11 protein-coding genes are annotated in these 11,705 nt (G+C 64.5%); 4 read left to right on the forward strand and 7 right to left on the reverse strand.

Annotated elements, in window-relative coordinates; genetic code table 11:
- Positions 1 to 22 precede the first annotated feature (22 nt).
- From ABIC51_RS10235 to ABIC51_RS10255, 5 genes are all read right to left on the reverse strand, one after another.
- Positions 23 to 1,357: a type II and III secretion system protein family protein gene (locus ABIC51_RS10235; protein ID WP_027787669.1), complete on the reverse strand. Its 1,335-nt coding sequence runs from the start codon at positions 1,355 to 1,357 to the stop codon at positions 23 to 25.
- 66 nt (positions 1,358 to 1,423) lie between these two features.
- On the reverse strand, positions 1,424 to 2,335 hold the full coding sequence (gene cpaB / locus ABIC51_RS10240) for a Flp pilus assembly protein CpaB (protein ID WP_175900065.1): 912 nt from the start codon (positions 2,333 to 2,335) through the stop codon (positions 1,424 to 1,426).
- Positions 2,336 to 2,420: 85 nt separating this feature from the next.
- Entirely contained in the window at positions 2,421 to 2,891 is a 471-nt protein-coding gene (locus ABIC51_RS10245) for a TadE/TadG family type IV pilus assembly protein (protein WP_027787671.1), read from the reverse strand.
- Positions 2,888 to 3,388, reverse strand: coding sequence for an A24 family peptidase (locus ABIC51_RS10250; protein WP_027787672.1), 501 nt, complete (start codon positions 3,386 to 3,388; stop codon positions 2,888 to 2,890). The genes ABIC51_RS10245 and ABIC51_RS10250 overlap by 4 nt, the downstream gene beginning before the upstream one ends.
- 82 nt (positions 3,389 to 3,470) lie before the next feature.
- Complete coding sequence (locus ABIC51_RS10255; protein ID WP_027787673.1) at positions 3,471 to 3,641, reverse strand: Flp family type IVb pilin; 171 nt, start codon at positions 3,639 to 3,641, stop codon at positions 3,471 to 3,473.
- Positions 3,642 to 4,319: 678 nt separating this feature from the next.
- Between ABIC51_RS10255 and ABIC51_RS10260 the strand changes: the two genes are divergently transcribed.
- The 4 genes from ABIC51_RS10260 to ABIC51_RS10275 all read left to right on the forward strand — a co-directional run bounded on the left by ABIC51_RS10260 (position 4,320) and on the right by ABIC51_RS10275 (position 9,916).
- Complete coding sequence (locus ABIC51_RS10260) at positions 4,320 to 5,993, forward strand: collagen-like triple helix repeat-containing protein (RefSeq protein WP_175900068.1); 1,674 nt, start codon at positions 4,320 to 4,322, stop codon at positions 5,991 to 5,993.
- A gap of 40 nt (positions 5,994 to 6,033) precedes the next feature.
- Complete coding sequence (locus ABIC51_RS10265) at positions 6,034 to 7,455, forward strand: collagen-like triple helix repeat-containing protein (protein ID WP_136470426.1); 1,422 nt, start codon at positions 6,034 to 6,036, stop codon at positions 7,453 to 7,455.
- A gap of 144 nt (positions 7,456 to 7,599) precedes the next feature.
- Positions 7,600 to 9,288: a ShlB/FhaC/HecB family hemolysin secretion/activation protein gene (locus ABIC51_RS10270; protein ID WP_146254115.1), complete on the forward strand. Its 1,689-nt coding sequence runs from the start codon at positions 7,600 to 7,602 to the stop codon at positions 9,286 to 9,288.
- A 166-nt stretch (positions 9,289 to 9,454) separates the two neighbouring features.
- Positions 9,455 to 9,916 carry a DUF2147 domain-containing protein gene (locus ABIC51_RS10275; RefSeq protein WP_027787677.1) on the forward strand — a complete coding sequence of 154 codons (462 nt, stop codon included), beginning with the start codon at positions 9,455 to 9,457 and terminating at the stop codon, positions 9,914 to 9,916.
- Positions 9,917 to 10,032: 116 nt separating this feature from the next.
- Here the strand turns inward: ABIC51_RS10275 and ABIC51_RS10280 are convergent, their stop codons facing one another.
- A complete protein-coding gene (locus ABIC51_RS10280; protein WP_027787678.1) occupies positions 10,033 to 10,443 on the reverse strand; it encodes a transposase in 411 nt (136 codons plus the stop codon).
- A 144-nt stretch (positions 10,444 to 10,587) separates the two neighbouring features.
- Complete coding sequence (zapE, locus tag ABIC51_RS10285) at positions 10,588 to 11,685, reverse strand: cell division protein ZapE (RefSeq protein WP_027787679.1); 1,098 nt, start codon at positions 11,683 to 11,685, stop codon at positions 10,588 to 10,590.
- Between the last annotated feature and the right edge of the window lie 20 nt (positions 11,686 to 11,705).

Below are 11,705 nucleotides of genomic sequence, written 5' to 3' on the forward strand. Positions count from 1 at the left end.
CGCGCGACATCTCGTCCCGCATTCATTTCGAAAATCCGGGCGCTGCATCGGGTGATGCGATACCGCCAAGATACGACCGCCACACCGGCCCATCGCGCTGTTCGGACAGTTCGCCCGGCGTAGTCGGCAACGGCGCGCCCTTCGCGATCGGCGCAACGAGATGCGGCGTCACGATGATCACCAGTTCCTTGTCGTTCTGCTGATAATTCAGCGACTTGAAGAAGGCGCCGATGATCGGCAGATCGCCCAGGACCGGCACCTTGTTGATGTTCGACATCGTTTCGCGGTCGATCAGGCCGCCAATCACGAAGCTTTCCCCGTCACCCAGCTCGACCGTCGTATCGGCGCGACGGGTCGTGATCGCCGGCACCGATACGCTGTTGATCGTGACGCCATGCTGGAAGTCGAGTTGGCTCGATTCCGGCGCCACCTTGAGCGCGATGCGGCGCTGGCTCAGCACGGTCGGTGTCAGGGTGAGGCCGACGCCGTACTGCTTCCAGTCGATTGCCGTGGAGCCAAGCGCCTGCGGCACCGGCACGGGGATCTCGCCGCCGGCGAGGAAGCTCGCGCTTTGCCCGGACAACGCCACCAGGGTCGGCTGCGCAAGTACCCGGGCAAGGTTGTTCGCCTCGAGAATCGAAATATTGCCGAAGATGCCGCGGCCCGCCGAATTCACCACCAGGTTGAACGCGGACGCGATCGGAATGCCGGCAGTCGCCTGGAACGCCGCCGTTCCGCCACCAGTCACCGACTGGAGACCGCCCGGCGCAAATGCGCCGAATGCGAATCCGTTGCTTTGCTTGAAGAAATTCAGCCCGGCTTCCTTCAGCACCGAGCGGCTGAATTCGACGACCCGCACGTCGACTTGCACAACGCTCCGGTTACCGACTGTCGACGTATCGATCACGGTCGCATCTTTGCCGCCCATCCGCTTGCCGACTGCAACTGCCCGCTCATGCGCGTCGAGCGAAGCCGCCGAGCCCGACACGACAGCGGCACCGCCATACGCCTTCACGGACGGTCCCGCGCCGTCCAGCACGGCCTGCGCGGCCGCATCGACGACATTGACATTCCACACCGTCGGCTCGTCGCGCCCCCGCTCCCACAGCATCACGTTCGTCGAACCGGGAGCCTTCGCAACCAGCAGTACGTTGCCGGCGCGACTGCCCTTCATGACCAGCACGTCGACGACCGAAGGATCGCCCACCGCGATCCGCTGCAACGTACGGCCGGTAGCGACCTGCCGCTGCGAGCCGACCGCAAGATCAATCGACCCGTTTGCGCCGGCAGCCTCGGCCAACACGGCGAAGGTCATGGCCCAGATGGCAATCGCGTATGCAATCAGTTTTTTTGTCATTGTTTCGGAGACCGTCGTACGGCCTTCTCCCTTCCGTTACTGCTGTCGATGACCGTGCTTGGATTGTCAATAAGCGACCGTTTCGGTCCGCCCACCCCGGATCACTTCAATGCTGCTTCCGCCTTCGCGCGCGACGATCGGCGCACGCGGGGCACGCGGCGGCGCCTGCACGCGGGGTGCGGTGCGCGCACGCCCACCCGACAGTTCATCGAGCCATACGCCGGCGGCCGCCTGGCCGGAAGGCGTCAGATCGCCGGCCGTGCGGATCGCAACCGTCTGTGCCGCGACCTCGTCGTCGCGCGGATTGCGGAGCGCGAGCGTCAGGCGGCCGCTCGCTTCCGCGAGCGTCAGTGCATCGACCTGTGCCGTCGGCACCGCGAGCACGGCGGTCCGTACCGCACCACCCGGGCCACCGCTACCGTCGCGGTCGGGCGTCGCGTCGCCGAACGACAGGATCCGCAGCTTCGACATCAGCAGTCGCGCCTGTGAATTGGGAATTTCCGATCCGGCTTGCGCCATCCCCGAGTTGTCGCGTCGCAAATTCAGGAACACGTCGACAAAATTGCCGGGGCGCAACCGGTTTCCGACCGCATTCGTCTCGTCGACCTTGATGGCCACGGCCCGCTCGCCGGGCGCCACCTGGCTCGCCAACCCCGACGTCAAGCCGCCCTCGACGACCGGCGCGGCGGCAAGGATGTCGTTCGCCGGGATGCGACCGACCAGCAGCGACGGATCGCTGAATCCACCAGTCGGCATCATCGGTGCCGACGCCAACTTCAGCGCATCGACCGGAATCGGTTGACCGGCCGGCAACAGACGCGTCGCCACGACCACCGGCACCGTCTGGACCATTGCCGCGGCAGGCACCGCGGCCGGCGGATGGGCCGGAGCGCGGCCGAGCATCCACGCATAGATCCCGAGCAGCACGGCGAGCGCAATCAGCAGCCCGGCGATGATCTTCGTCAAGTTGTTGCCCATGGTGAATGTTGAGTGCCGTAAATGTTGTTATGTCGACATGTGAACGCCGCTTGCGCCTGTTGCCGCGCACTGGCCGGCGTCCGTTTCATAAAATGGTCGCCGGATTGATCTGCACGGTTGCCGTGCCGGTCAACTGCGTCGGCGTAACGAGCCCGAGCAAGGGCAGCGACGGAACCAGCGGATTGGTCTTGTACGGATACGTCACCGTGACCGTCACGCAATACATGGTCGCGTCGTAACTGCATGCCCCCGACACGGGTGTCGGAATCTGAACGTTGGCCAGCCACGACGTCAGCCCGATCGCGGTCGACTGTGCCGCCTTCGCCCGGTCGGTCAGCGCCTGCGCCCCCGACCCGTTGGACTCGTAGACATAATTCAGCGCCGTGCGCGCACCTTCGGTCGCAGCAAGCGTCAAGCCTTGCTGAACCGCGAAGATCAGCCCGAACGTCACGATCGCGTACATGATCAGGAAGAACAGCGGAAACACCAGCGCGAACTCGACCGCCGTCGCCCCCTTCTGACGCCGCCATGACCGTAGCTGGTACTGTCGCTTCATTGCAGCCCCCCGGTAACGACGAGATAGGCCAACCATATCGCTGCCGGAGCGACAAGACAGGCTGCGTAAGGTGTTGCCCGCCGTGCGCCGAGCGAGAGCGTCGGCGAACCGCGCGACCACAGCGCGCCCAGCGACGTATGGGTCAGCGTCATCAGCGCGAGGACATGTATACCGGCCGCAAGACTGGCGACAACCCACAGCCATGGCAGTATCGACAAACCGCACCACGCGCCGAGAACCGCAAACACCTTTACGTCCGCCGCGCCCATGACGCGAAATGCAAAAAGCGGGAAAAAGCTCACGAAACCGACGAGCATGCCGATCAATGCCTGCTCGACTGAAACACGAAACGGATTTGCATCAACCAATGCGCTGCCAAGCGCCGCCAAAAGCCCGACGACGACAAGCGGATTCCGAACAAGCCGAAATCGAATATCACCGACGGCAACGAGCGTCGCCCAGGCAAAAAAAATGCTGGTGCTGAGAAGATGTGCCATATCGCGATCGACCGACCAAGTCGACGTAAGGGCGAGCGGTCCGCAAAAACGGACCGCTCGCCGCCCACCGGACTACCGAGGATCAGCCGCCCGGCAACGAACTGGCAATCGTGGAGAACAGCGTCGAGATCTTGGTGCCGATAGTGGTGACACTACCGATGATCAAGGCCGCAATCAGACCCGCAATCAGACCATACTCGATCGCGGTAACCCCGTCTTCTTCCTTAAGGAAGCGCTTGATGAGTGCTTTCATTTTATTCCTCGTGCCTGTATTTACGTTCTTTGGCCTTTTATACGTATACATCCCCGCATATCCGGCCGGTTGCCCCGCGCTGTTCGCCACATCTGCTGTAACGACAACCAGGTGCACTTTCTTTATAGATTGCCCCGAGGGGCATGGCTCACCATTTGATGCAAGTTAACATTCGCGATAGCAACCCTCCTCGAACGTTGTGTACCGAACCGTACATTTCCTTACATCTGCTCCGGATTCTATATCCGATCCTATTTAAGTTCCAACCTCTTTTAACGACTTGGATCGAAAAAAATGACCGTGAGCACAGCGTATTTGTACGGCGTTTCGGTACGACTTACACATAGGATTTACGATAGGTTAGATGTGCACACCTAATCCACCTGTAAAACAGTTGCCTCGTCCACCAAGCCTGCGCGGCCTCCCACGTTACGTCGCACGCGTAACGCCAATGTTGTGACGTTACGTTACGAAACGATCGAAATCGTTCTCATTCGTCTGCACTTAAACAGATTCAACAATCTTTCAATTCCCATAACTTCCTTTTCCGACAAGGAATTGCCCCGTTTAAAACCTGTTGCCGAACCGTCGGGCATCGAAATGGCACGACAGTTGCAGAGTAGTCCTCGCACCACTCAACACAACGCAGTTCACAACACATTTTAATGCGAGGACAAAATGGACATTAAGGTTATCCCTCATGGCGTGTTCCGGACGACTCTGATCGCGGCCACCGTTGCAGCCATGCTTTCCCTCTCCGCGTGCGGCGGCTCGGGTTCCATCAGCCAGGGTCTTGGCGGCGGCTCGAGCTCGGGCGGCGGCGATACGATCTCCACGTCCGGCACGAGCGGCACATCGGGCACGTCGGGCTCGAGCGGAACTTCGGGTACGAGCGGCACCAGCGGCACCTCGGGTACGAGCGGTACGTCCGGCACAAGCGGGACCTCCGGTACCAGCGGTACGTCGGGCACGAGCGGCACGTCCGGTACTTCCGGCACGTCGGGCGTGTCGTCGAACCCAGTGGGAACTGTCCTCGCAAGCAGCAGCAACATCTTGACGGGTGTCGGCGGAACCGTCTCGGGCCTCGGTTCCGTCATCGGCAGCCAGACGCTGCCGGGCGTCAACCCGGCCACCACACAAGCCGCGGGCGGCATCGTGCAAAGCGTCGGCGGCGCAGTGACCGCACTCGGCAATGGCCTCGGCAACGGTCTCGGCCAGCTCGGCGCGACGAAGGATCCGGTCGGCACCACGCTCGCCAGCACGGGTGGCGTGGTCAACCAGCTCGGCAGCGCAGTCACGCAAACGGGGACCCTGGTCTCGAGCCTCGGCAGCGGCCCGCTCTCGCCGCTCGCACCGGTCACGGGCGCCGTCGGCGGCCTCGTGTCGACGCTCGGCGGTGCCGTCTCGAACGGCGGCAACACCCTCACCAACGCACTGTCGACCGGCCCGATCCAGCAGGTCACGCAGACGGTCAGCTCGGCCATCACGCCGATCACGACGATGGTCGGCCAGACGACCCAGACGATCGGCACGGCAACCGGCCTCGGCGCGCCCGTCAACACGCTGCTCGGCACGGTCGGCAACGGCCTGAACCAGGCCGGCGCCCTGCTCGCGTCGACGGGCGGCAACCCCGTCACGACCGGTCTTGGCAACACGGTCTCGTCGACGGGCAACACCGTGAAGGCCGTCGGCGGCCTGCTCACCGGCGGCACCGGCGGCGTAACCAACCCGCTCGCGCCGCTCACCGGCCTCGTCTCGACGGTCACCGGCGCACTCGGCGGCGCAACGGGTGGCGGCAGCGGCCCGCTCGCACCGGTCACCGGCCTCGTCTCGACGGTCACGGGCGCGCTCGGCGGCGCAGCAGGCGGCAGCAGCGGCCCGCTCGCACCGGTCACCGGCCTCGTCTCGACGGTCACGGGCGCGCTCGGCGGCGCAGCAGGCGGCGGCAGCGGCCCGCTCGCACCGGTCACTGGCCTCGTCTCGACGGTCACGGGCGCACTCGGCGGCGCAGCAGGCGGCAGCGGCGGCCCGCTCGCCCCGGTCACCGGTCTCGTCTCGACGGTCACGGGTGCACTCGGCGGCGCAACAGGTGGCAGCGGCGGCCCGCTTGCCCCGGTCACGGGTCTGCTCGGTACCGTGACGGGCGCCCTCGGCGGCGCAACAGGCGGCGCCGGCGGCAGCAGCCCGCTCGCCCCGGTGACGAACGTCGTGTCCACGGTAACGAGCGCGGTCGGCGCCCCGGCATTGACCGGCGGCACGGGCGCCGTCACGAACTCGGGCTCGGCGTCGAATCCGCTCGCACCGGTCACGTCGCTGATCGGCGGCCTGCTCGGTGGCACGCACGGCAAGTAAACCAACATCCATCAATCGACAAGACAGCGAGGAGTCAATCATGTCCCAGCAACGTTCTCTCACGACAGCCGCCCTGCACCAGTGGCGCGTGCCCCTCACGGCCTTCGCCGCAGCCTGCCTGCTGGCCGCCTGCGGCGGCGGCGGCGTGAGTTCGCCGCCGACCAGCAGCAACAACAACCCCAGCAGCACGAGCGGTACACCGAGCACGAGCGGCACCAGCGGCACGTCCACCGGCACCAAGGGCGTCGTCAGCACGGTTGGCCAGACGGCCACCGACCTCGGCAGCACGGTCGGCAACATCACCGTGCCCGGCCTCGGCGACGGTGTGACGAAGGGCGTCGGCAGCACGCTCTCCAGCACGGGCACGATCGTCGGCGCAGCTGCCGATGCCGTGAGCAACGGGCTGGGACAGATCGGTACGACTAAGGATCCGGTCGGCACGACCGTCGCTGGCCTCGGCAACGTGGTCGGCGCGACGAGCAACACGGTGTCCGGCCTGAGCTCGACGGTCAAGGCGCTCGGCACGGGGCAACTCGCGCCGCTCGCGCCCGTCACAACCCCGGTCGGCACCGTGCTCGACACGGTGGCCAATGGCCTGACGGCTGCCGGCACGACGATCGGCTCGACGCTGTCGTCGGGCGCCGTGCAGCAAGTGACGCAGCCGCTCAGCTCGGCGATCACGCCGCTCGTGATCACCGCGGGCCAGGTCACGCAACAGGTCGGCACGACGACCGGCCTCGGCCAACCTGTCTCGGGCCTGCTCGGCCAGGTCGGCGGCGCGATCAGTTCGGCCGGCAAGCAGGTTGGCGGCACGTCGAGCCAGCCGCTCGTCGGCGACGTCGGTCAGCTCGTGACGGCGGTCGGCAACACCGTGACCAACGCGGGCGGCCTCGTCAACCCGAACGGCCCGAACGGCGCGGCGCCGATCCCCGGCCTGATCACGAGCCTCGTCGGCGGCTCGACGGCGACCGTGCAGAACGGCACGTCGTCGGGTTCCGGCTCGACGAATCCGCTCGGCGGCCTGCTGTCGGGTCTCGGCTCGACGCCGCTCGGCTCGCTCACGGGTGCACTCGGCGGCGCGACCGGCGGTTCGGGCAGCAGCCCGCTCGCGCCCGTCACGGGCCTCGTCTCCACCGTTACCGGCGCACTGAGCGGTGCGGCGGGCGGTAGCGGCGGCCCGCTCGCCCCCGTCACGAATCTCGTGTCGACGGTCACGGGCACGCTCGGCGGCGCAGCGGGTGGCGCAGGCAGTGCAAACCCTCTCGCGCCTGTCACCGGTTTGCTGAATACTGTCACCGGAGCAGTTGGCGGCGCAGCGGGATCCGGGGGAGCGAGCCCGCTCGCGCCGGTCACGTCGCTGGTCGGCAGCGTCACGGGAACGACAACGTCGGGCGGCGGCTCGACGGGCCTGCTGGCACCGGTAACGGGGTTGCTGGGTACGCTGGGTAGCGTTGGCAAGTAAGGAGGACGGTCGCACCTTCGCAGCCGGAGCGGATGGTGCGACCGTACAAACACAACCGGCATTGCGGCACGCGGCGCGCGGCACCCTGGTGTCGCGCGCCGGCATTACAAAGAAGACGAAAAGCAAGGCCTACGAGGAAGAACAATGAAATCCAGACTCGACAGATGGATGATGCTGCTCGCCGCCATCGCGGCAGCCAGCACGGCACAGGCACAAACGCGCGTCGGCGGTAACCCGCTCGACTCCCTGCCCCAGATCAACGCGCCGAAAACCGGCCCGAACGTAACCGTGCAGGTCGCGCCCCAGGCGCCGCAACTGCAGGAGTTGCTGTCGCGCCACCTGACACCGACGACATTCCAGGTCGAAGGCGTAAAGTCGGTACCGTTCGAGGAAATCTCGCGTCGCTTCACCCCCCTCGTCGGCAAGGACATCACGATCGGCGATCTGATCGAAACCGCCAACGGCGTGACGAAGCTTTACCAGGAACGCGGTTACGCGCTGTCGTTCGCGTTTGTTCCCGCGCAGACGTTCGAGAACGGTGTCGTGCGCATCACGGTTGTTGAAGGTTATGTGTCGGACGTCAAGGTCACCGGCAAGCCCGGGGCAATGGAATCGAAGATTCGCGCGATCGCAGCGCATATCACCGACGATCGCCCGCTGCGCCGCGCAACGTTCGAGCGCTACGTGAACACGTTCGGCCTCTTGCCCGGCCTCACGGTGAAGGCGAACGTACCACCGCCGCAAACCACCGACGGCGCCACGACGCTCGAACTTGCCGTCGACCGCAAGGCATTCAACGTCAGCACCGGTATCGATTTCAACCACCCGGGCGTACAGGGCCTCATCACCGCGACCGAAAACGGCCTCACGAAGTTCGGCGAGCAGCTGAGCATCTCCGCACTGGCGCCGCCGGGGCGTGACAAGCAGACCTACTTCGCGTTCAGCGGCGCGGTGCCTGTCGGCAGCAGCGGCCTGATCACGCGCCTCGATGCAAGCACCTATCGCGGCAAGCCTACTGACAATCCGGGCCTGCCGTCGTCCGTCGAACGCACCGTCAAGAACGAGAAGCTTGGTCTTTCGGCATCCTATCCGATACTGCTGAACAACCAGCGCAGCCTGCTCGGCACTGTGTCGGGTTATGCCGCACACAACGAAGACCGCTACCAAAGCCAGATCAACGGCAATACCCTCGAAAACCGGTCACAGGTCCGCGTGATGCAATTGCAGCTCGACTACACGAGCGTCGAACCGAAGCAGGTGCGAAAACTGAGCGTCAACGTCGCCAAGGCATTCGACATCCTCGGTGCATCGAAATCGCAGACTGGCGTGGTTAACGGTGTGGGGATTACATACGCCGACCCGACGTCGCTGACCTTCGTCCGTACCGGCGCGACCTTCACGCAAACCAACGAATGGCCGTTCCGGATCGGCACGTCAGTCTCGCTGACCGGGCAATACAGCCCTGACTCACTGCCGACGTCCGAGCAGATCTCGTTCGGCTCGACGCGCTACGCGCTCGGCTATCAGCCGGGCGAAGCGTCGGGCGACTCGGGATGGGGGATGTCGCTGGAGGTCAACCGCGGCTTCACGCCGGGCTGGACGTATATGAAGTCCGTGACGCCGTACATCGCCTACGACATGGCGCGTGTGTACCTGCATTCAGGCACGCCGTCGCCCAACCGCATGTCGTCGGTCGGCATCGGTGTGCGTTTCACGGACAGCCGCTTCTACAGCCTCGACCTGAACGTCGCGAAGCCGGTGGGTGACGCGCCAGTCGAAAGCGCATCACGCAGCCCGCGCATCAACGCCGCATTCTCGTATCAGCTCAACTGATCGGTCACCAAACAGCCCGCGCCATGCGGGCTGTTTCGATTAGAGTCCCCTCTATCAAACGTGGCGCGCGGTTTCACGTATTCTGGCGAAGCTCGCAACATGCCCGCCCCATGCAGACGGTCGTGCGGGCAAATCGAACACGACATGCAAAACAAGGAGGATGACAATGATTCAACTGACCCGCCCGTTGCGTGCAATCGCCATCACCGGCGCACTGCTGGCTTGCGCCGCCCCCACGTTCGCACAGGCAGACAGCCCCATCGGTATGTGGCAGACGATCGACGACAACACCCATCAGCCGAAGGCACTCGTGCAGATCGCCGAGGACGGCGACGGTGCGCTGACCGGCAAGGTCGTCAAGGGCCTCGGCGCGAACGATACGCCTGATCGCCGCTGTACCGCCTGCACGGACGAGCGCAAGGATCAGCTGATCAAGGGCATGACGATCATCAAGGCGATGAAGAAGGAAGGCGACCACTGGGACGGCGGCAACATTCTCGACCCGGAGAACGGCAAGGTCTACAAGTGCAAGATGACGCTTGAAGACGGCGGCCAGAAACTCGTCGTGCGCGGCTATATCGGCGTATCGCTGCTCGGCCGGTCGCAGACCTGGGTTCGCCAACAATAACGTGGCGCGCGCTGAAACGCGCGGCTTTATGAAAAAACCGGCCTGACGAATTCATCGTCAGGCCGGTTTTCTTTTGGTGCGCGCGTCGGCACAAACAACGCAGTAAACAGCGGACATCAGGCTGCGTGCTTCATCGCATCCGGCGCATAACTGCTCGGTGAGCGACCCACGGGTACCACGCCGCTACGCGCTTCCGCCGCCTTCGATTGCGTATGCTTGCGCATCCGCACCGACAATTCGTTGCACAGGTTCACGCCCGAGTCGCCGTAGAGTTCACGCATCACGCTCATCAGCGTGCCCGTCTCATGCCAGACCTTGAAGCGGCGATGGCACGTCTGATACGAAGGGTAACGGCGCGGCATCGCCGACCACGTTGCGCCGCTGTATATGACCCAGAGCACGCCGTTCATCACGGCACGGGTATTGGCTAGCGGCCGGCCGCGCAACTCGGTGCGCGGCTGCATTTCGGGCAGAAGCGGCGCGACGCGGCGCCACTCGTGGTCGGTCAGATCGCGATACGGTGTCATGGACATCTCCAGCCTTGGTAACCATGACACAACGATATCGGCTCACCTCAACCGTGAATATAAGACAAGTCCGAAAATACCCCGAGATCGCCTGAATTTGACCGGAATTGACGTTTGAATACCGCCAATTGCCGGAAATCGCACTCAGGTCAGCGACGTATCGACGATGCGGCGCGGTGTTTCGAGATACTCCTTCGACTGCATCTCGACGATGCGCGAGACCGTACGCGCAAACTCGTTGGCCATCGGACCTTCGACGTACAACTGCTCCGCCGGCACCGCCGCGGACATCAGCAGCTTGACCTTGTGGTCGTACAGCACGTCGATCAGCCACGTGAAGCGGCGCGCTTCGGACGCCATCCGCGGCGACATCTGCGGCACCTCGGACAGCACGATCGCGTGGAACCGGCTCGCGAGTTCGAGATAGTCGTTCTGCGAGCGCGGGCCGCCGCACAGCGTCGCGAAATCGAACCACACGACGCCGTCCGCCTTGCGCAGCGCCTTCAGCTCGCGCTTCTCGATATGCAGGAGCGGGCTTTCATCGGGTACCGCCGCGAGCTTGCCGAACGCATGGCGCAATTCGCGATCGGCGTCCGCGCCGAGCGGCGTGTGATACATCTTCACCTGCGCGAGCGTGCGCTGGCGATAATCGACGCCCGCGTCGACGTTCAGCACGTCGAGCTTGTCCTTGATCAGCGCAATCGCCGGCAGCATGCGGTCGCGATGAAGACCGTCCGGATACAGGTCGTCGGGATCGTAGTTGGACGTCATCACGAACTGCACGCCGTTGTTGAACAGACGGTCGAGCAGACGGTACAGGATCATCGCATCGGCAATGTCCGACACGTGGAACTCGTCGAAGCAGATCAGACGGTAGCGCTTCGCGATACGCCGCGCGAGTTCGTCGAGCGGATCGGCCTGCCCTTTCAGTTCCTCGAGCTCGCGGTGTACCTCGCGCATGAATTCGTGGAAATGCAGGCGCGTCTTGCGCTGCACGGGCACGACCGCGTAGAAGCTGTCCATCAGGAAGCTCTTGCCGCGACCGACGCCGCCCCACATGTAGACGCCGCGCGGGAGGTCGGGATGATTGATGAGCTTCTTGAATGCGTTCGAGCGGCGCGCCTTGTACTCGACCCACTCGTCGAAACATTGCTGCAGGCGATCGACGGCCGCGCGCTGCGCGGGATCGGACTGATAGCCGCGCGTGGTCAGCTCGCGCGTGTAGTATTCGGTGACGTTCATCGGGCAAACCGGAAAAAACG

It is taken from the genome of Burkholderia sp. 572, assembly GCF_040545135.1.
In the GTDB taxonomy this organism is placed as follows: Bacteria; Pseudomonadota; Gammaproteobacteria; order Burkholderiales; family Burkholderiaceae; genus Burkholderia; species Burkholderia cepacia.

Coding starts and splice junctions, on each gene's coding strand:
- ABIC51_RS10260 (WP_175900068.1), top strand. CDS start 4,320: ATGGACATTAAGGTTATCCCTCATGGCGTGTTCCGGACGACTCTGATC.
- ABIC51_RS10235 (WP_027787669.1), bottom strand. CDS start 1,357: ATGACAAAAAAACTGATTGCATACGCGATTGCCATCTGGGCCATGACC.
- ABIC51_RS10250 (WP_027787672.1), bottom strand. CDS start 3,388: ATGGCACATCTTCTCAGCACCAGCATTTTTTTTGCCTGGGCGACGCTC.
- ABIC51_RS10275 (WP_027787677.1), top strand. CDS start 9,455: ATGATTCAACTGACCCGCCCGTTGCGTGCAATCGCCATCACCGGCGCA.
- ABIC51_RS10245 (WP_027787671.1), bottom strand. CDS start 2,891: ATGAAGCGACAGTACCAGCTACGGTCATGGCGGCGTCAGAAGGGGGCG.
- cpaB (WP_175900065.1), bottom strand. CDS start 2,335: ATGGGCAACAACTTGACGAAGATCATCGCCGGGCTGCTGATTGCGCTC.
- ABIC51_RS10265 (WP_136470426.1), top strand. CDS start 6,034: ATGTCCCAGCAACGTTCTCTCACGACAGCCGCCCTGCACCAGTGGCGC.
- ABIC51_RS10270 (WP_146254115.1), top strand. CDS start 7,600: ATGAAATCCAGACTCGACAGATGGATGATGCTGCTCGCCGCCATCGCG.
- ABIC51_RS10255 (WP_027787673.1), bottom strand. CDS start 3,641: ATGAAAGCACTCATCAAGCGCTTCCTTAAGGAAGAAGACGGGGTTACC.
- zapE (WP_027787679.1), bottom strand. CDS start 11,685: ATGAACGTCACCGAATACTACACGCGCGAGCTGACCACGCGCGGCTAT.
- ABIC51_RS10280 (WP_027787678.1), bottom strand. CDS start 10,443: ATGACACCGTATCGCGATCTGACCGACCACGAGTGGCGCCGCGTCGCG.